General features: G+C 63.6%; 19 protein-coding genes and 3 tRNA genes. 14 read left to right on the forward strand and 8 right to left on the reverse strand.

The features are described 5' to 3' along the window. Positions 1-218: 218 nt before the first annotated feature. Positions 219-521, forward strand: a complete 303-nt coding sequence (locus V6M52_RS05425) for a hypothetical protein (protein ID WP_332700235.1) — start codon at positions 219-221, stop codon at positions 519-521. A 6-nt stretch (positions 522-527) separates the two neighbouring features. Here V6M52_RS05425 and rimO read toward each other — a convergent pair whose 3' ends face one another. After that, positions 528-1,859, reverse strand: coding sequence for a 30S ribosomal protein S12 methylthiotransferase RimO (gene rimO, locus V6M52_RS05430; protein ID WP_332700237.1), 1,332 nt, complete (start codon positions 1,857-1,859; stop codon positions 528-530). Positions 1,860-2,100: 241 nt separating this feature from the next. Here rimO and V6M52_RS05435 point away from each other — a divergent pair, with 241 nt between their 5' ends. After that, the gene (locus V6M52_RS05435; RefSeq protein WP_332686134.1) at positions 2,101-2,478 is read left to right on the forward strand and encodes a DoxX family protein; all 378 of its coding nucleotides are present in this window, start codon (positions 2,101-2,103) and stop codon (positions 2,476-2,478) included. Between the two features lie 271 nt (positions 2,479-2,749). Here V6M52_RS05435 and V6M52_RS05440 read toward each other — a convergent pair whose 3' ends face one another. Both V6M52_RS05440 and lipB read right to left on the reverse strand, forming a co-directional pair. Beyond that, on the reverse strand, positions 2,750-3,286 hold the full coding sequence (locus V6M52_RS05440; RefSeq protein ID WP_332686132.1) for a DUF4282 domain-containing protein: 537 nt from the start codon (positions 3,284-3,286) through the stop codon (positions 2,750-2,752). Between the two features lie 26 nt (positions 3,287-3,312). Continuing rightward, positions 3,313-4,077, reverse strand: a complete 765-nt coding sequence (lipB, locus tag V6M52_RS05445; protein WP_442881819.1) for a lipoyl(octanoyl) transferase LipB — start codon at positions 4,075-4,077, stop codon at positions 3,313-3,315. A gap of 75 nt (positions 4,078-4,152) precedes the next feature. On the opposite strand from lipB, the gene V6M52_RS05450 reads away from it, so the two are divergent. The 3 genes from V6M52_RS05450 to V6M52_RS05460 all read left to right on the forward strand — a co-directional run bounded on the left by V6M52_RS05450 (position 4,153) and on the right by V6M52_RS05460 (position 6,865). Next, a complete protein-coding gene (locus V6M52_RS05450; RefSeq protein WP_332686128.1) occupies positions 4,153-4,386 on the forward strand; it encodes a FliM/FliN family flagellar motor switch protein in 234 nt (77 codons plus the stop codon). A gap of 253 nt (positions 4,387-4,639) precedes the next feature. Then, positions 4,640-4,724, forward strand: a tRNA-Leu gene (locus V6M52_RS05455). Positions 4,725-4,981: 257 nt separating this feature from the next. Next, on the forward strand, positions 4,982-6,865 hold the full coding sequence (locus V6M52_RS05460; protein WP_332700241.1) for a hybrid sensor histidine kinase/response regulator: 1,884 nt from the start codon (positions 4,982-4,984) through the stop codon (positions 6,863-6,865). Between the two features lie 84 nt (positions 6,866-6,949). Here the strand turns inward: V6M52_RS05460 and V6M52_RS05465 are convergent, their stop codons facing one another. Then, the gene (locus V6M52_RS05465) at positions 6,950-7,096 is read right to left on the reverse strand and encodes a hypothetical protein (RefSeq protein ID WP_332686124.1); all 147 of its coding nucleotides are present in this window, start codon (positions 7,094-7,096) and stop codon (positions 6,950-6,952) included. Between the two features lie 100 nt (positions 7,097-7,196). Further along, a complete protein-coding gene (locus V6M52_RS05470) occupies positions 7,197-7,571 on the reverse strand; it encodes a hypothetical protein (protein WP_332700243.1) in 375 nt (124 codons plus the stop codon). Positions 7,572-7,675: 104 nt separating this feature from the next. Between V6M52_RS05470 and mgtE the strand changes: the two genes are divergently transcribed. The 6 genes from mgtE to V6M52_RS05500 all read left to right on the forward strand — a co-directional run bounded on the left by mgtE (position 7,676) and on the right by V6M52_RS05500 (position 13,123). Continuing rightward, positions 7,676-9,091, forward strand: a complete 1,416-nt coding sequence (mgtE, locus tag V6M52_RS05475; protein ID WP_332700245.1) for a magnesium transporter — start codon at positions 7,676-7,678, stop codon at positions 9,089-9,091. Positions 9,092-9,604: 513 nt separating this feature from the next. Continuing rightward, positions 9,605-10,282, forward strand: coding sequence for a glutathione S-transferase family protein (locus tag V6M52_RS05480; protein ID WP_332700247.1), 678 nt, complete (start codon positions 9,605-9,607; stop codon positions 10,280-10,282). Beyond that, positions 10,279-10,704 (forward strand): DUF1489 family protein, encoded by a 426-nt coding sequence (locus V6M52_RS05485; RefSeq protein WP_332700249.1) that lies wholly within the window; start codon positions 10,279-10,281, stop codon positions 10,702-10,704. The genes V6M52_RS05480 and V6M52_RS05485 overlap by 4 nt, the downstream gene beginning before the upstream one ends. Before the next feature lie 65 nt (positions 10,705-10,769). Further along, on the forward strand, positions 10,770-11,489 hold the full coding sequence (locus V6M52_RS05490; protein ID WP_332700251.1) for a VWA domain-containing protein: 720 nt from the start codon (positions 10,770-10,772) through the stop codon (positions 11,487-11,489). Continuing rightward, complete coding sequence (locus tag V6M52_RS05495) at positions 11,486-12,184, forward strand: J domain-containing protein (RefSeq protein WP_332700253.1); 699 nt, start codon at positions 11,486-11,488, stop codon at positions 12,182-12,184. The genes V6M52_RS05490 and V6M52_RS05495 overlap by 4 nt, the downstream gene beginning before the upstream one ends. A 93-nt stretch (positions 12,185-12,277) precedes the next feature. Next, positions 12,278-13,123, forward strand: coding sequence for a division plane positioning ATPase MipZ (locus V6M52_RS05500; RefSeq protein WP_332700255.1), 846 nt, complete (start codon positions 12,278-12,280; stop codon positions 13,121-13,123). Positions 13,124-13,127: 4 nt separating this feature from the next. On the opposite strand, the gene V6M52_RS05505 is transcribed toward V6M52_RS05500, so the two are convergent. The 3 genes from V6M52_RS05505 to V6M52_RS05515 all read right to left on the reverse strand — a co-directional run bounded on the left by V6M52_RS05505 (position 13,128) and on the right by V6M52_RS05515 (position 16,256). Beyond that, complete coding sequence (locus V6M52_RS05505) at positions 13,128-13,397, reverse strand: hypothetical protein (RefSeq protein ID WP_332692897.1); 270 nt, start codon at positions 13,395-13,397, stop codon at positions 13,128-13,130. Positions 13,398-13,479: 82 nt separating this feature from the next. Then, on the reverse strand, positions 13,480-15,069 hold the full coding sequence (locus V6M52_RS05510) for a D-alanyl-D-alanine carboxypeptidase (RefSeq protein WP_332700257.1): 1,590 nt from the start codon (positions 15,067-15,069) through the stop codon (positions 13,480-13,482). 290 nt (positions 15,070-15,359) lie between these two features. Then, entirely contained in the window at positions 15,360-16,256 is an 897-nt protein-coding gene (locus V6M52_RS05515; RefSeq protein ID WP_332700259.1) for an N-formylglutamate amidohydrolase, read from the reverse strand. Positions 16,257-16,590: 334 nt separating this feature from the next. Between V6M52_RS05515 and cpdR the strand changes: the two genes are divergently transcribed. The 3 genes from cpdR to V6M52_RS05530 all read left to right on the forward strand — a co-directional run bounded on the left by cpdR (position 16,591) and on the right by V6M52_RS05530 (position 17,241). Beyond that, entirely contained in the window at positions 16,591-16,950 is a 360-nt protein-coding gene (gene cpdR / locus V6M52_RS05520) for a cell cycle two-component system response regulator CpdR (RefSeq protein WP_046139960.1), read from the forward strand. A gap of 110 nt (positions 16,951-17,060) precedes the next feature. Then, positions 17,061-17,135: transfer RNA gene (locus V6M52_RS05525), tRNA-Val, on the forward strand. Positions 17,136-17,166: 31 nt separating this feature from the next. Further along, positions 17,167-17,241: transfer RNA gene (locus tag V6M52_RS05530), tRNA-Val, on the forward strand. Positions 17,242-17,398: the final 157 nt, after the last annotated feature.

Raw genomic sequence — 17,398 nt, forward strand, 5'->3', positions numbered from 1 at the left:
GGGGGCGTAACCCGATTTCGATGGGGCGGGCAGCATGGCGGCTCCTTGGTCAGGTTGGGTGGGTTGCTGGGAACGGGCTGGCAATGCCAGGAGCGGCAGCAGCGCGGTGGTCAGGGACAGGAAAGTACGTCTGAGCATTGGAACCTCCTCGGTCTCTGCCTGGACGACGAACGGGAGCGGAGAGGATCGACAGGCGCGGCAAGAAGAATCGACTGGGCATGTCGGCGATGGGCTCCGGCCTGGGCTGGCGGCTGCGGGCGATCAGCAATTCCGACCCGGCACCCAAGGGCAAGATCGAGGACATCATGAGCGCCCCGGTCAAGGCGGCGCGGCCCGAGACCCATCTCTCCCAGATCGTGCCATTCATGGCCGATGCCGGACTGCACCACTGCCGGTGGTGGATGGGCGTCTGGTTGGCATGTGTGATGGCAGCCATGTTCGCGGTGGCGACGGACGACGCAAAAGAAAAGGCGCCAGCGGCGCCTTTGCAGATCAAGTCCGAAGCTGCGGCAGGCCGCTGAACTAGCCTAGTTCAGCGCCGTCACCGGCGTGGCGAAGAGGTCGTATTCGTCGCTTTCGGTGACGAGCACGTCGAGCATGTCGCCGGGCTTGATGCCGGTGGCGTTGGAGATGATGACCTGGCCGTCGATTTCGGGCGCGTCCCATTTGGAGCGGGCGATGGCCTTGTTGGTCTCGGGCTGCACATCGTCTACCAGCACCTGGATGGTGCGGCCGACCTTTTTGGCGAGCTGTCCGGTGGAGACGTTCTGCGCCACTTCCATCAGGCGCTCGAAGCGATCCTGCATGACGTCGTCGGGCACGATGCCCTCGAGTTCATTGGCGGGGGCGCCAGTGACGGGCTCGTATTTGAAGCAGCCGGCGCGGTCGATCTCGGCTTCCTCGATGAAGTCGAGCATCATCTCGAAATCTTCCTCGGTCTCGCCCGGGAAACCGACGATGAAGTTGGAGCGGACAGTGAGATCGGGCACCTGCTGGCGCCAGTTGAGGATACGGTTGAGCGTCTTGTCCTGGTGGGCGGGACGGCGCATGGCCTTGAGCACCTTGGGGGAGGCGTGCTGGAAGGGAATGTCGAGATAGGGCAGGACGAGGCCCTCGGCCATCAGTTCCATGACCTGGTCGACATGGGGATAGGGATAGACATAGTGCAGGCGCACCCAGGCGCCGAGCTGGCCCAGTTCCTTGGCCAGGTCGTAGAACTTGGCCTTGACCGGGCGGCCGCGATAATTGCTTTCGGCATATTTGATGTCGACGCCATAGGCGCTGGTGTCCTGGCTGATGACCAGCAGTTCCTTGACGCCGGAGCGGATCAGGCCCTCGGCCTCGCCCAGGATGCCGGCGGCGGGACGGGAGGCCAGGTCGCCGCGGATCTGGGGGATGATGCAGAAGGAGCAGCGATTGTTGCAGCCTTCGGAAATCTTGAGATAGGCGTAGTGGCGCGGGGTGAGCTTGAGGCCCTGTTCGGGCACCAGATCGACGAACTTGTTGGGCACCGGCGGCAGATGTTCATGCACTGCCGAGACAACGTTTTCGTATTGATGCGGGCCGGAAATGGCCAACACCGACGGGTGGGTCTTGCGGATCAGCTCTTCCTCGACGCCCAGGCACCCGGTGACGATGACGCGGCCGTTTTCGCTAAGGGCTTCGCCGATGGCTTCGAGCGATTCCTGCTTGGCGCTGTCGAGAAAGCCGCAGGTGTTGACGAGGACGATGTCGGCCCCGGCATAGTCTCGGCTGAACGAATAGCCCTGGCTGCGCAGGGTGGACATGATGCGTTCGCTATCGACGAGGGCTTTGGGGCAACCGAGGCTGACGAGGCCAATTTTTGGCGCTTGGCTCATGTGAGCGGTATTTCCGATGTGGGAATGGTTGCGCGCGTCATACAGAATGTTTGACGGTTACGCAATGTGACTGCCCCTCACGGCACGCGGAGCAGGCCTGTCGGAGGCGGGTGGCGCCTGTGCCATTGGTGCCGATCTTCGAACGCTGCGTTACGAATTGTTTAGTTTTCACCTGGACTTGCGGCGGCTATGGGTTCGGTTGCTGCGCCAGCGCGGCCCAGTTGATATCAAAGGAAATTCAATGTTCGATCGTCTCTCCGCATATGCGCCGCAGGCCCTCGCTGTGCTGCGCATCGTCGCCGGCCTGCTGTTCCTTCTGCACGGCACCCAGAAGCTGTTCGGCTTTCCCACAAGCGAATTCCAGCCGCCATTGATGAGCCTGTTCGGCGCCGCCGGCATCATCGAGCTGATCACCGGCGTTATGATCATTGTCGGCTTCTTCGCTCGTCCCGCAGCGCTGGTCGCCTCGGGCTCGATGGCCGTGGCCTATTGGATGGTCCATGCGCCGAACAATCTGTTCCCCCCCAATAATGGCGGCGACGCACCGATCCTGTTCTGCTTCGTCTTCCTCTACCTGGTGTTTGCCGGTCCGGGCGCCTGGAGCGTCAACAACAAGTAAGCTTGTTGCTGCAATGAGAAAGGCCGCTGGAACAGGGTTCCGGCGGCCTTTTTGTTTGTGCCGATGCTCGCCTTCCCCTTCTCCCCTTGAGGGAGAAGGTGCCCGAAGGGCGGATGAGGGGTTGTTTCCGCAAACCCCGAAGCATGGGATGGCGCAGGACCCCTCACCCCGATCATTCTGCTGGACGCAGAATGATCGACCCTCTCCCTCAAGGGGAGAGGGGGACGACTGATGGTTCGGTGTCGCTGGCTGAAAGCCAGGTCGCTCCAGTTTACGCCTTGGGCGGTGGGGTGCGCTTGGCGGTGCGGCGGGGCTTGAACACTTCGCCCGAAGTGGTCGCAGGGGCGCGGGGTGGCTCCGACGCGGCGGGCGTCGCTGGTGGCACATAGGGCGCAGGTTCGGTGGCCGGGGTGATGTATTCATCGGCTTCGGCGTAGTCGACGCTTTCACCTTCTTCGGCCAGGTCGCGGATGGCTTCGCGCACTTCGTCGAGCAGGGAGGCCGAATAGCGGGAGCGGTTGACCGTCTCGCCGCTCGATTCATGGGCCTTGAACCAGACCAGCAGCGCCTCGCAGACAATGCGCAGGCCGACCAGCGAGAGCAGGCCGAAGACGGCGATTTCGAGCAGCCCCCAGAGCCCGGTGCCAAAACCGAAGCCGAAGCTCCAGAACAGATGGCTTACCGCCCAGAGCAGAATGCCCGCCAGGCCCAGGGCATAGAGGATGGGCGCCAGCTTGGGCGACAGGATCGCGTCGAGCCGGAACAGGGTCTGCCGCGTAAAGAGTCGTTTCAGGTCGTCCAAGGTCATCTCGTCCTCCAGGGCGCGATTGAATGTTACGCAACTAGGCCATGCAGACCAGTGCTGACAAGGCTTTCCTCGGTTGCGGAAATGGTGGGGCCGAAGCGGCGCTCGAAGCAAGAGCGCAGCACCGAGTCGACTTCGGGCATGGAAACAAGCTGGCCAAGGTCCTCGAAGCTGGTGACGCCCTGATCGGAAATGCCGCAGGGCACGATGCCGTCATAGTGGCCCAGATCGGGCATGACGTTGAGCGAAATGCCGTGGAAGGTCACCCATTTGGAGACGCGGACGCCGATGGCGGCGATCTTGTCTTCCTTGAGCACGCCCTTGTCGGGGCGCCTGACCCAGACGCCGATGCGGCCGTCGCGGCGCTCGCCGACTATGTTGTGGGCGGCCAGGGTGTCGATCACCCAGCCTTCCAGGCCCTTGACGAGGCAGCGGATATCGCGCCCGCGGCGGGTCAGGTCGAGCATGACATAGGCCACGCGCTGGCCGGGGCCATGATAGGTATATTGCCCGCCCCGGCCGGCGTCATAGACGGGGAAGCGATCGGACAGCAGGTCCGCCGCGACGGCGGAAGTGCCGGCCGTATAGAGCGGGGGGTGTTCGAGCAGCCAGATGGCCTCCTCGGCCTCTCCGGCGGCAATGGCGGCGGCGCGTGCCCGCATGGTTTGCAGCGCCAGCGGGTAGGGCACTTGTGCGGGCGAAATGATCCATTGCACCGGCCGGGCATCGGTCCGTGCCAATTTGTTACTGATTTCGCAGTCCGCGGCGCTTGTCGTTAACGCTTCCATAACCATGCTTGCCAGAGAGTTGCCTTTGACAGATTCAGCGGCCCCATGATGTCGGCGCCGGAACGGGTTCAATACGTATCTATGAACACACTAGACAATATTGAAGTGGACATCACCGTCGAGCTTGGCGCGACGACGATGCCGATCCATCACCTGCTGCGGATGGGCCGCGGCGCGGTGATCGAACTCGATGCCGACGAAAACGACCCGCTCAACATCTACGCCAACAATACCCTGATTGCCCATGGGGAAGTCAGCGTCGAGGACGGGCACCTGCGCGTGCTGATCTCCGAAAAAATCTATCGCCGCGGCTAGGTGCTGCGATCCTTGGGTGATGCCGGTCTGCAAATGCCGGCTTTCTGCGCTTCCGGTGCTCACGTACGAAATGTACGCTCCGCTCCGGTTCTCGAAAACGGCACCTTTCGGCGCAGCCTGAACGAAGATCCGGCACATCTCGTGCCCGCCATGAGCGCCCCATGGGAAATCTCGATTTAATTGCTTGAGGTTCCGGGAGACCTTTGCTACATCCCCACTCGCTTCGCCCCCGGGCGTGGCTCTACCAAAGTGTGCGGTCGTGGCGGAATTGGTAGACGCGCAGCGTTGAGGTCGCTGTGTCGCAAGACGTGGAAGTTCGAGTCTTCTCGACCGCACCAAAAATCTTCCCTTCGGGGTCGATCGATAAGAAAACGCAACGGGTTAGCTGAGTAATTTCGGCGCCCGTTGTTTTTTTTGCCCAGCGTGTCCCCAAATGCAACGCTTGGTGTCAGCGACGGGGGCCGTCTGCCCGGTTGCCAGCTGGTACGGGCGTCACAGCTCTTGCCTGCAGGCCTCAAACTGATCCAAGTTCTGCGCCGGCCGGTGGAACCGGAACGGGTGGCGCGGCGTTCTCCCGCGTTATCCTGGGGGAAAGATGAAATCGATTGAACTGGCTGGGCCGTCCGCTGAACAATACCGGCTGCTGGTCGACGCCATTACCGACTACGGCATCTACATGCTGACGCCCGATGGGCTGATTTCGAGCTGGAATGCCGGAGCAAGGCGATTCAAGGGGTATGAGGAACACGAAGTGCTGGGGCGGCACTTCTCGATATTCTACACCGAAGACGATCTGGCGACGGGCCTGCCGGACAAGGCCTTGCGGGTTGCGGCCAGCGAGGGACGGTTCGAGACGCAGGGCTGGCGGCTCAAGAAGGATGGCTCCCGCTTCTGGGCCCACGCGATTATCGACCCCATACGCGGCCCCGACGGCAAATTGCTGGGTTTTGCCAAAATCACCCGCGACATGACCGAGAAGCACAATGCCGAGCTTGAACTGGCCCGGTCGCAGGACATGTTCCGCCGTCTCGTTCTCGGGGTGACGGACTACGCGCTCTACATGATCAGCCCCGAGGGCATCGTCACCAACTGGAATGCGGGCGCCGAGCGGATCAAGGGCTATGCGCCCGAGGAGATCGTGGGCCAACACTTCGAGCGCTTCTATACCGCCGAAGACCGGGCGGCCGGGGCGCCGGCCCGTGCGCTCGACGTGGCGCGCCAGACCGGCAAATTCGAGAAGGAGGGCTGGCGGGTCCGCAAGGACGGCACGCGGTTCATGGCCCATGTGGTGATCGACGCCATCCGCGATCCGGATGGCAGCCTGCTTGGCTTTGCCAAGATCACCCGGGACATCACCGAACGGCTGCAGGCGCAGCTCGAACTCGAGACGACCCGCGAGCATTTGCTGCACGCCCAGAAGATGGAGGCGATAGGCCAGTTGACCGGGGGCGTGGCGCATGACTTCAACAATCTGCTGATGGCCGTGCTGAGCAGCCTGGAACTGCTGCGCAAGCGGCTGCCAGCGGATCCGCAGGCCATGCGACTGCTGGACAATGCCCGGCAGGGCGCCGAGCGCGGGGCCGCGCTGACGCGCAGCATGCTGGCCTTTGCCCGGCGCCAGGAGATGGCTATCCAGCCGGTCGATGTCGCCAGCCTGGTGCGCTCGATGCAGGACATGCTCAGCAGTTCGGTGGGCACAATGATCGCGGTGGAAATCCAGTTCCCGGCCAATTTGCCGCTAGTGCTGTCTGACCCGAACCAGCTTGCCGCAGCCATATTGAACCTGGCGGTCAATGCACGCGATGCCATGCCGGGGGGTGGCACGATCCGAATCACGGCCAATGGGGAGGGCGAGTTCGTCCACCTTAGCATCGCCGACAGTGGCGAGGGCATGGACAGCGACGTGCTGGCCCGGGCGAGAGAGCCGTTCTTCACGACCAAGGGCGTGGGGAAGGGCACGGGGCTCGGCCTGTCCATGGTGCATGGCATAGCCGAACAATCCGGGGGGCGGCTGGAACTCAGGAGCCAGCCGGGCGAGGGGACGGTCGCGGAAATCTGGTTGCCGGTGGCGCGAAAGGAAGCGAGCGTTGTGGCGGCCGCCCCGGCGACTGTGCCAGCCAAGCCCCGGCAGCGGCAGCTTAAGGTGCTGGCAGTGGACGACGACTACCTGGTGCTGATGAACACAACCAGCATGCTGGAGGATCTGGGCCACGAGGTGGTGGAAGCCACATCGGGAGCAGAAGCGCTTTCCAGGCTCGAAGAAGCCGGGTTCGATCTCATCATCACCGACCACGCCATGCCCAGGATGACCGGTGCGCAACTGGCCGAGCTGGTGGAGGAAAAATGGCCAGGTGTGCCGGTCCTGGTTGCGACCGGCTATGCCGAATTGCCCGATGGCGCCGGACGCCGCCTGCCGAAGCTCTCCAAGCCATTTTCCCAGGGCCAGTTGAACGATGCGATCTGGGAGATCGTGAACTGACGATCTGCCCCAATGGGGCACCGCCGCCGCATCCAGGCGCCAGCAAAAAGGTCGGGCCGCCCGTGGGCGGCCCTGTTTCGCGCGCTAGCCGGCGGGTGGCGTTGCGGGCTCGGCAGCAGGCGCTGCGTCGGCTGGAGGGACGGTACTGTTGTCGGCTGACGGGGCCTCGCCACAGGCGGCCAGCGCAAGTGCCACTACCACAGCAAGCGGCGCGAGAAGTTTTCGGGACATGGGATCTCCTTTGGATGGACCTCTGAGTGATCTTGGTCTTCACACGGTCGTGAGCTAACGGCCCCTTTGAGGCAAAGATGCGGCCAGCGATGGCAGTCAGCTAATCGCCCGCTTTTGGGGAGGCAGGCGCGCGGTGCATCGCCAGGCTGGGCGGCGACTCGAAGAACCAGGCATCTTCGAGTCGCAGTGACAGCTCTTCGTCGGTGATGGCATCGAGATGGATCAGCACGGCGGGCTGGCCGACATAGGGGTCGGTCTCGAAGTAGATATCGGGCGAGATTTCCATCAGCAGCGCCTTCTGGTCGGGCGGGCACTGGAGCACCAGCGTCGTCGCGTCGAGCAGGTGGGCGAAGGAATTGTCGAGGACCTTGAGCGCGGGCGTGCCATTGCTGGTGGCGCGCGCGACGCCGGGCAGGGCGCGCTGCCGGACCAGTTGCTCGATACGGATGAATGCCTGGTCGAGATCGTTCGTCATTTTGCGCCTGACCACCCTAAATCTCACAGTCACAGTCTGGCGCATCGCGAGCCGATTGGCTACAGCTTGGGCTGCCCCGAAACCCGGTCACGCAAGGGCCTCCAATGAGCACAGATCCCGAGACAGCGCCCGGCCCGGAGGCCGGGATGGACCCCAATGCCTTCCGCGACCGCGAAGACCGCATCAGCATGCTCTGGATGGAGCGGTTGCGCGCCTATCTGGCTGCCGGTCGGGACGACGATGTTGCTGCGGTCATGGAGCCGCTGCACGCGGCCGACGTGGGCGATGTGCTCGAATCGCTCGACGCGGATGAACGGCTGCATCTCGTGCGGTTGCTGGGCGACCGCTTCGACTATTCGGCGCTGACCGAAGTCGACGAATCGGTGCGCATGGAGCTCATGGACGAGCTGGCCAACGCGGAAATCGCGCGTGGCGTGGCGGGTCTCGACAATGACGATGCGGTGGCGATTCTCGAGGATCTCGAGCAGAAGGACCGCGACGAGGTCCTGGCCAAGCTGCCGACCTTCGAGCGGCTGAGCCTCAAGCGGAGCCTGGATTTCCCCGAAGATTCCGCCGGGCGGCGGATGCAGACCGATTTCATCGCCATTCCGCCGTTCTGGACGGTGGGGCAGACAATCGACTACCTGCGCAGCGAGCCGGACCTGCCGGACGAATTCTACCAGATCTACGTGGTCGACGCCTCCTACCAGGTGCTCGGTACCCTGCCGCTCGACAAGTTCCTGCGGGCGCAGCGCGCGACCTCGATCGAAGCGCTGATGAACACCAATTTCGTGCTGGTGGACGCCAACGAGGACCAGGAAGAAGCGGCGCGCGATTTCGAGCGCTACGATCTGGTGGAAGTGGGTGTGGTCGACGAGAGCAAGCGGCTGGTCGGCGTGCTGACCATCGATGACATGGTCGACGTTATCCATGAGGAAGCCGACGAGGACATCAAGTTGCTCGCCGGCGTCGGCGACGAGGATATTTCCGATTCCACCATCGATACGGTGCGCAGCCGCGTGCCGTGGCTGGTGGTGAACCTGTTCACGGCGGTGGGAGTCTCGTTCGTCATCGGCCTGTTCGGGGCGACCATCGACCAGATGGTGGCGCTGGCGGTACTGATGCCGATCGTGGCGTCGATGGGCGGCAATGCCGGCACGCAGACCATGACCGTGACGGTGCGGGCGCTGGCCATGCGCGAACTGGACGGGCGGCGGCTGCGGCGGCTGATCGGGCGCGAGGTCATCGTGGGCTTTGTCAATGGCGTCATCTTCGCCGTGCTGATCGGGCTGGTCACCTGGCTGCGCTTCAACGACCCGCAACTGGGCATCGTCATCGCGCTGGCCATGGTGATCAACCTGATCGTGGCGGGCACGGCGGGTATCCTGATCCCGCTCACGCTCGACAAGTTCAAGGCCGACCCTGCCATCGCCTCGGCGGTGTTCGTGACGACGATCACCGATGTGGTGGGGTTCTTTGCGTTCCTGGGGATTGCGGGGCTGTGGTTCGGGCTGTTCTGACCGCTAAAATGCGGTTGATTTGGGTTCCGTACGCTTAACCCCGATTCCCACTGTGAGCGGGCGGGGTGGCAACTTCAATGCTTGCAGGTTCATTTTGGACGTAGGCGGGCTGGTTGTTGGAACTGCTGGCGAATTCCGGCCATTCGGGCGTAGCCCCCATGGCCTGCCCGCCTAAAATCGCTCCACTGGAGCGATTTTGCCTGTGGCCGGCGGCGAGTGTGGCAACTTCGCCGCTTGCAAAGCTTTTGTGACGCAGTTAACGATTTGCTACCGGGTGCTGCAGGCGGGCAACGCCATAGGCCCCGGAGTGAACGGCTGACAAGGAGCGATCATGCGAAGTCAACCGAAGGCCACTATGTGGCGAGCAGCAAGCTGGACACTGGTTTGCCTGTTCTCAATGGGATTGGTTTTCTCCGTCGTTGCTGGCGTCTAGGCGCTAGAGTTATTCACGAGCAGCAATTCGGAAGGGCGCCCGTGCCACTGGGCGCCCTTCTTCTTTGACAGGAGGCGGCTTTGAAGCTTTTGATCGGTAACCGCAATTACTCGACATGGTCGCTGCGCCCCTGGCTGGTGCTGAAGCATTTCGGCATTCCCTTCGATGACGAGGTGTTGCAGCTTTCAGGCGAGGGTTGGCGCGAGGTCCTGGCCGAGCGTTCGCCGACCGGCAAAGTGCCGGTGCTGATCGATGGTGATCTCGTCATTCCCGAGACCATCGCGATCATCGAATATCTGGCTGACTGTTTTGCCGACAAGGCGATCTGGCCGGCCGACCGGGGTGAACGCGCGCTGGCGCGCGCGGCGGCAGCCGAGATGCATTCTTCGTTCCAGGCCCTGCGCAGCCATGCGCCGATGAATTTGCGGGCCTCGCACCCTGGAAGGGTCAATTGCGACGCGGTGGCGCGTGACCTGCACCGGCTTGAAACGCTGTGGGGCGACCGGCTGGCTCAGTCGGGCGGGCCATTCCTGTTCGGCGCGTTTACCGCTGCCGATGCCATGTTTGCGCCGGTGGCGACGCGTATCCGCACCTATGCCCTGCCGGTGTCGGATCTGCTGGGCGGCTATGTCGAAACCATCTACAGCCTGCCGGCTTTCCAGGAGTGGCTGACGCTGGCGCTGCGCGAGCCGTGGATCGTCGATGACGACGAGATCGACGTCATCCAGGGCCGCGTGAAACCCGGGACGCTGGCATGATCCACATGATCAAGCTCTGCGTCGGCGTATCGAGCCTCGCAGAGCTCGAAAGCTATCGCAACGAGCGGGCGCACTGGTGGGATGCCGACTATGGCGAGGACGTGCATGTGCACCGCACCCGCATGATGCCCAAGCGCGCGGCGGAAATGGAGGGCCAGGCCTCGATCTACTGGGTCATCGCCGGGCAGGTGGTCTGCCGGCAGCCGATCCTGCGGCTGGCGCGTTACACCAATGCTGAAGGCATCGACTATTGCGACATCATCATGGCCCCGGACCTAGTGCGCACCGTGCCCTATCCCAAGCGGCCGTTCCAGGGCTGGCGCTATCTGCGCCCCGAGGACGCGCCGCCCGATCTCGGCGCGAACGAGAATGCCGATTCGCTGGCCCTTGCGGCCGATCTGGCCAAGCTGGGCCTGATCTAGTCACCTCTGCGTGGGACGCAGACGCCGGGCTTGCGGGCGGGCCGGGCGGGCCACATATTGAATCCATGACAGACAAGGACGCTATAGCGCGGAACAAGGCCGGCCTGCCCGAGCAGGGCAAGGTGAGCGGCGATATTGCGGCCTTCGTGGAGAAGGTCGGCCAGATGGCGCGGCCCGGAGCGGCGCAGGACGGGCGGCTGCTGTTCGCGCTGGACGCGACCATGAGCCGGCAACCGACCTGGGACCTTGCCTGCTCGTTGCAGGCCGAGATGTTCCGCGCCATTCCCAAAGCCAGCGCGCTTCAGGTGCAATTGCTGTATTTCCGCGGCTTCGGCGAGTGCCGGGCGTCGAAATGGGTGGTGAATGCCGATGCGCTTGCCAAGCTGATGACCGGCATTGCATGCCAGGGCGGCAATACGCAGATTTCCAAGGTTTTTGCCCATGCGCGGACGGAGCACGCCAAGCGGCGGGTCAACGCCGTCGTCTATGTCGGTGATGCCATTGAGGAAAATGTCGACGATCTGGCCGAAAAAGCCGGGCAACTCGGTCTGCTCGGCTGCCCGATGTTTGTCTTCCAGGAGGGGCGGGATATGAGGGTCGAGGCCGCGTTCCGCGAATTTGCGCGGCTCACCAAGGGCGCCTATGCCCGGTTCGATGCCTCGGCGCCACAGGAGTTGGCGGCGCTGCTCAAGGCAGTGGCGGCCTATGCCAGCGGCGGCAGGGACTTGCTGAAGCTGCAAGGCAGCGGTCAGGCGCAGGCCTTGCTGGCGCAGTTGCCGCGATGACCTATTTCTTCATCGGCGGTGCGCTGTTGCTGGCGGCGCTGGTCGTCTATCAATATCTGCGCAATGTGGGACGGCGGCAGCTGATGCGCGGGCTGCGATGGGTGGTGGGCGGCGGCGCTGCGCTGCTCGCAGTGTTCATGTTGCTGGCGCGACGCATCGACATCGCCATTTTCGTTGGCGCGGTTGCCTTTTCGGTGCTGAGCGCCGGGCGGCTGGGGTCGTTCTCGTTCGAAGGCACGGCCGAGGATGGGGGCAATGTCTCCAAGGTTACAAGCTACCGCTTCGCCATGGAGCTGGACCACGATACCGGCGCCGTCACCGGGCGGGTGCTCAACGGCCAGTTCGCCGGGGCGGACCTGCTGGACCTCGGCGAGATGGAGACGCGCACGCTCCTGGCCGAGGTAGAGGGGGATCCCGACAGCCTCAGCCTGCTGGAAAGCTGGCTGGATGCCAACCGGAGTGGCTGGCGGGAATATTTCGCCGGGACCGCGTCCGCCGAAGCCTCCGGGCCCGAGGCGGCCATCGACCCTCTGGCCGAGGCCTATGAGGTGCTCGGACTGGAGCCTGGAGCCTCGGATGAGGCGATTCGAGCGGCGCATCGGGAGCTGATGAAGGCCCTGCATCCCGACCATGGCGGGTCGAGCTATCTGGCGTCCAAGATCAACGAAGCCCGCGACCGGCTGCTCAGGCACTAGGTTTGGTCCAGTTTGCGACGGCGTTAACGACCCGTTAACCATGCGGGGCCTTGTTAGCATCAGGTGGTGCATTCACTGATTTGGGGGCGGGCGATGGCGCGTGATGGTGCGCATGTCATTGTGGTGGGAAACGAAAAAGGCGGGTCGGGCAAGTCGACCACGGCCTTTCACCTGGCGGTATACCTGCTCTATGCGGGCCATCGCGTCGCCACCGTCGACGTCGACAGCCGCCAGCAGACACTGACGCATTATGTGCGCAACCGGCGTGTGCATGCCCAGGAAACCGGCAAGAAGCTGCCCAATCCGACCCATTTCCATCTGCCATCGGCCTGGGGCGATTCGCTCAAGGAGAACCAGAAGGCCGAGTTCGAGGTATTCCGCCGCGCGGTGGGCGAGGTGGAGAATAGTGTCGACTTCCTGATCATCGACACGCCGGGCTTCGACACCAACCTGACGCGGCTGGCCCATTCCCTGGCCGATACACTAGTGACGCCGGTCAATGACAGCCTGATCGACCTCAATGTGCTGGCGCGGACCGATCCGGAGACGGGTCTGCCGGTGGAGACCAGCCACTATGCGCGGCTGGTGCAGCGGGCGCGGTCGGAACGGCTGGCCATCGGCGGGGAGACCATCGACTGGGTGCTGGTGCGCAACCGCATCTCCATGCTCGCCTCGCGCAATGCAAGACAGGTTCACACGACGCTTGAGGGCATTGCCACGCGGTTCGGCTGCCGCATGGCGGACGGCATCGCCGAACGGGTGATCTTCCGCTCGCTGTTTCCCAGCGGAACCACGGTGTTTGACCCGCTGGACGAGGAGGGCGACGCTTCCTCGGTGTCCCATGTCAGCGCGCGGCAGGAATATCGCAATCTGGTATCGGCGTTGAACCTGCCGCTGATCGAAAAGCGGCCGGCCGAGCCGATCCTGCTGTCGGCCTGAAGGCCTAGCGCTGGTCCAGGCTGAGGCGGATGGCGCGGGCGCCGCCGGGGGCGAAGACGTCGAGGTCGATGCTGACGGGGTCCTGGACCATGCGCCGTGTGCGCGCGGACAGGGCCAGCACGACGCCGAGCAGGTCGCCGACGCTGCGCTTGCGGGGCAGGATGCGCCCGGTGATGCCGGCCAGGGCGCGATTGCGCACAGCCATGTCTTCCGAGGCCAGGCTTGAGCGGCCAACGAAATTGGCCAGCTCGGTGAGGGCAGTACGTTCGCTCATTGGGCTACTCCAAACACAGGCACCAATTTGCTTCCCTGAGTGAACGGCGCTTCAGCGGCGCCGTCTCATTTTTGCGTTGAGATCAGCTCTGCATGGCCAGACAGCTCAGATTCTGCTGCTTGAGCTGGTTGCACATGGCCGTCGCGTCATCGCGTCCGCCGAAACCGACGAAACGGGCACGGAAGAAGGTCTGGCCGTTCTTTTCGAAGCGCTCCACATAGGAGCGGAAATCGCCGAGCGTGCCGACCTTGCCGGCGGCATCGGACAACATGGCGCGGGCGCTGCCCTCGGAAGGGCCGGCACCGATCTGCACGACCCAGCCGCCCGGCGGCGTGGCTTCGGCAGTCTGCACGCTGCCCGAAGTCAGCAGGTCGACCGGCTGGCTGGGGGCGCCGACATCGGCCGGCGGCGGTACGAAGCCAAGTGGCGCGGAGGGGACGGTCTGGCCAAGGGCGGCCGGAGGGGCGCCCAGATTGTAGCTCTCGCTGAGCCAGGCGCCGATAATGTCCTGGCTGGGATAGGCGGGCTGTGGCGCCTGGGAGGGCGCGGCGAGGGTATTGGCGGCCTGTACGGCCGGCTGCAGGCCCAGATCGGCCGGCATGGGCGCGGGCTGCGGCGCGGCGCTGGCGACGACGACTTCGGGCATGGGCTGAGCGGTCGGCGCCTGCGGCTGCGCGCCGTTGGCGGCCACCAGCTGGGCCAGGCGGAAGCCGGGCAGGGGCATGGGCATGACGAAGACAGGGCGGGTCGGCTGGGCGACGGCAACCTGCACATTGCCCTGGCGGCCGGGGACCGGGATCATGGCGGTCTGCAGGTAATCGCCACGCCGCCCCTTGGACAAGTAATTGGCGACGAGTTGGCGCACCTTCTCGTCGCGGGCGCCGGCGGAATTGAAGCCGAAGGCGACGACGACGATGTGACGACCGTCCTTGCGGGCGGCGGTCAGCAGGTTGGAGCCGGCGGCGTTGATATAGCCGGTCTTGATCCCGTCGACCGCGCCCATATAGCCCAGCACGCGGTTGTGGTTGCCATAGGTCGACTTGCCATAGCGGAAGCTGGTGGTCTGGAAGAACTCGTAGTAGCCGGGGAAATGCTGGTAGATGGCAATGCCGAGAATGGCCTGGTCGCGCACGGTGGTGACCTGGCCGCCATCGGGCAGGCCCGAGGCATTGCGATAGGTGGTATTGCGCATGCCAAGGGCGCGGGCCGTGGCGGTCATGCGCTCGCCGAATTTGGACTCGGTGCCGGAAATGTGTTCGGCGATGACGCGTGCCATGTCGTTGGCCGACAGCGTCACCAGAGACTTGATGGCGTCTTCCACCGTGATGGTGGAGCCGGCGCGCAGGCCCAGCTTGGTGGGCACGGCGGCGGCGGCGTGGCGGGACACGGTCATCTTGGTGGAAAGCTTGAGATTGCCGGCGCTCAGCTCCTGGAACAGGACATAGAGCGTCATCACCTTGGCGACTGAAGCGGGGTAGCGCCGGCTGTCGGCGGCCTCTTCATAGAGTACGTTGCCGGACTTGGCGTCGACCACGATGCCGGCATATTTGCGCAGGTTTTCAATGGCCTGAGCCGGCGCGACGGCCGGGATGGTGACCGCGAGGGCGATAAGAACTGCGGCAAAGGCGCGCAAAAACGCAACGCGCCATGGGGATTTCGCCTGGGAAGCCACCCGGTACTCCAACTTTACTCTCGGGCAACTCTGCGCCCGTACGCAACACAACTGCTCGGATATCCGGGTGAGCCCCACGCGCCCGGACGATCCACTAATCCCGCAAGGATATGTCAGCCCCGTTACGAATCCGTAAAATGCGAACGATTTGGGCGAGGGTGTGGAAACATGGCCACGGATGGGTGACTTCGAGCTGTCGCGGAACGATTTGAAGCGAGAAGGCCATGAGCGCCATGCGCGCCATGCGCGAATGGCATGAGGCGCGGAGCGACGTCAGAACCGGGTAACGCCTATTCCGCCGCTTCTTTTTCCACCGCGGGCTGGCTTCCGGCGAGGGCCACCAGATCGAGGCCGATCAGGGCAAAGATCAGCCGATCGAGCAATGCCCGCACGGCATCAAAGCCCTCGTTCTTGGCCAGTGTCACCTCGTTCATGTAGAGGTGCCGGCTGATCTCGATCTGCAGTGCGTGCACGCCATGCTGCGGGCGGCCATAGGTGCGGGTGGCAAAGCCGCCGGCATAGGGGCGGTTGCGGGCAACGCGCAGGCCGGCGCTGGTGAAGATGGTTTCGACCAGATCGACCAGTATGGGCGCGCAGGTGGTGCCGTAGCGGTCGCCCAGCACGATATCAGGTGCCACCTTGTCATTGGTGAGGGTGATGCGTGGCATGGAGTGGCAGTCGATCAGCAGGGCCACGCCGAAGGCGCTGATGGCTTCGCTCAGCAGCTTCTGCAGGGCGGCGTGATAGGGGTGATAGATGCCCTCGATACGCATGCGGGCATCATCGAGCGTCAACCGGTCCCGATAGATCGGCTTGTTTTCGGCGACAACGCGGGCCAGCGTACCCAGGCCCGCCGCGACACGCGGGGAGGTGGTGTTGAAGCGGTCCGAGAGCGGTTCGACGAACATGGTGGGATCGAGTTCCCAGGGTTCGCGGTTGACGTCGAGATAGGCGCGGGGGAAATGCGCGCGCAACAGGGGCGCACCGAGATGGGGTGCGCGCGCAAAAAGCTCGTCGACCCAGGCATCCTCCGACTGCCGTATGGACAGATGATCCAGCCGGGTCATGGCCAGGAAGCGCTCGGGATAGACGCGACCGGAATGGGGAGAATTGAACACCAGCGGAGCCACCAGCCGACGGGGCCGGATGGTTTCAAATGCTGGCTGATCCCAATAGTCGGATCGCACGCTGCCTCCCAGGCGCCATTTTGTCGGCGCCCCACTGATTTGCCCAATGAGTGTGGCCGTTTACGCCCGACTTGTCCAGATTCTCGCAAAATCGGGAGCGGAGAGATCGTAGCCATTCGGGCCGGGCCCTCATGGCCTTCTCGCCTTAAATCGCTCCATTGGAGCGATTTACCCTTTGGGACGGCTCGAAGGGTTGCAGAACGGCAAACTTCGCTTAAACATCGCGGACTACAATGCGACTCAATCGTGCCAATGTGGCGCGTAGTTTGTTGCGCCATGCGCCAGGCCGGATGAGACCATCCGGCTACGCAAGTCGAACGGCCGGAGATTTCCCATGAAGCGAATTCTGCTCGCAGAAGACGATAACGACATGCGTTCGTTCCTGACGCGCGCGCTCAAGAACGCGGGTTATGAAGTCGTCTCGTTCGACAATGGGCTTTCGGCCTATGAGCGGCTGCGCGAGGAACCCTTTTCCTTGCTGCTGAGCGATATCGTGATGCCGGAAATGGACGGAATCGAACTGGCGCGCCGCGCCACCGAACTCGATCCCGATCTCAAGGTGATGTTCATTACCGGCTTTGCCGCCGTGGCGCTGAATCCTGACAGTGACGCGCCCAAGGATGCGTCCGTGCTCTCCAAGCCGTTCCACCTCAAGGATCTGGTCAACGAAGTCGAGCGGCTGCTCGCCGCCTGATCGTCAAAACTATCCACAATCGGTGGATTGACCCTCTTGACCCCCGGTCGGGTTTTATGGTCTATCCGCGCCACTGGAAGGGCTTAGCGGTTCTTCCTTCCCGGAGAGATGGGCGTATAGCTCAGCGGGAGAGCACCTCGTTGACATCGAGGGGGTCACAAGTTCGATCCTTGTTACGCCCACCATCTCTCTAGAAGTCTTTCGCCGTCTGGCGATGGGAGTATAGCTCAGCGGGAGAGCATTCGCTTCACACGCGAAGGGTCACAAGTTCAATCCTTGTTACTCCCACCATTCCCCTTTTCGTGATGCCGGCCTGCAAACGGCAATCGGCTGCGCTTCCGGTGCTCACGTGTACGCTGCGCTCATGGCCCTGCGAGCGTAGCTCTCCGGGCGTTCTTCGCTTGAGAAGGTCCACCGGACCTTCTCCAAGAAAGCTCATCACTCTCGC

This window comes from Devosia sp. (assembly GCF_036676215.1).
Lineage (GTDB): Bacteria > Pseudomonadota > Alphaproteobacteria > Rhizobiales > Devosiaceae > Devosia.

Coding starts and splice junctions, on each gene's coding strand:
- V6M52_RS05425 (WP_332700235.1), top strand. CDS start 219: ATGTCGGCGATGGGCTCCGGCCTGGGCTGGCGGCTGCGGGCGATCAGC.
- rimO (WP_332700237.1), bottom strand. CDS start 1,859: ATGAGCCAAGCGCCAAAAATTGGCCTCGTCAGCCTCGGTTGCCCCAAA.
- V6M52_RS05435 (WP_332686134.1), top strand. CDS start 2,101: ATGTTCGATCGTCTCTCCGCATATGCGCCGCAGGCCCTCGCTGTGCTG.
- V6M52_RS05440 (WP_332686132.1), bottom strand. CDS start 3,286: ATGACCTTGGACGACCTGAAACGACTCTTTACGCGGCAGACCCTGTTC.
- lipB (WP_442881819.1), bottom strand. CDS start 4,077: ATGGTTATGGAAGCGTTAACGACAAGCGCCGCGGACTGCGAAATCAGT.
- V6M52_RS05450 (WP_332686128.1), top strand. CDS start 4,153: ATGAACACACTAGACAATATTGAAGTGGACATCACCGTCGAGCTTGGC.
- V6M52_RS05460 (WP_332700241.1), top strand. CDS start 4,982: ATGAAATCGATTGAACTGGCTGGGCCGTCCGCTGAACAATACCGGCTG.
- V6M52_RS05465 (WP_332686124.1), bottom strand. CDS start 7,096: ATGTCCCGAAAACTTCTCGCGCCGCTTGCTGTGGTAGTGGCACTTGCG.
- V6M52_RS05470 (WP_332700243.1), bottom strand. CDS start 7,571: ATGACGAACGATCTCGACCAGGCATTCATCCGTATCGAGCAACTGGTC.
- mgtE (WP_332700245.1), top strand. CDS start 7,676: ATGAGCACAGATCCCGAGACAGCGCCCGGCCCGGAGGCCGGGATGGAC.
- V6M52_RS05485 (WP_332700249.1), top strand. CDS start 10,279: ATGATCCACATGATCAAGCTCTGCGTCGGCGTATCGAGCCTCGCAGAG.
- V6M52_RS05490 (WP_332700251.1), top strand. CDS start 10,770: ATGACAGACAAGGACGCTATAGCGCGGAACAAGGCCGGCCTGCCCGAG.
- V6M52_RS05495 (WP_332700253.1), top strand. CDS start 11,486: ATGACCTATTTCTTCATCGGCGGTGCGCTGTTGCTGGCGGCGCTGGTC.
- V6M52_RS05500 (WP_332700255.1), top strand. CDS start 12,278: ATGGCGCGTGATGGTGCGCATGTCATTGTGGTGGGAAACGAAAAAGGC.
- V6M52_RS05505 (WP_332692897.1), bottom strand. CDS start 13,397: ATGAGCGAACGTACTGCCCTCACCGAGCTGGCCAATTTCGTTGGCCGC.
- cpdR (WP_046139960.1), top strand. CDS start 16,591: ATGAAGCGAATTCTGCTCGCAGAAGACGATAACGACATGCGTTCGTTC.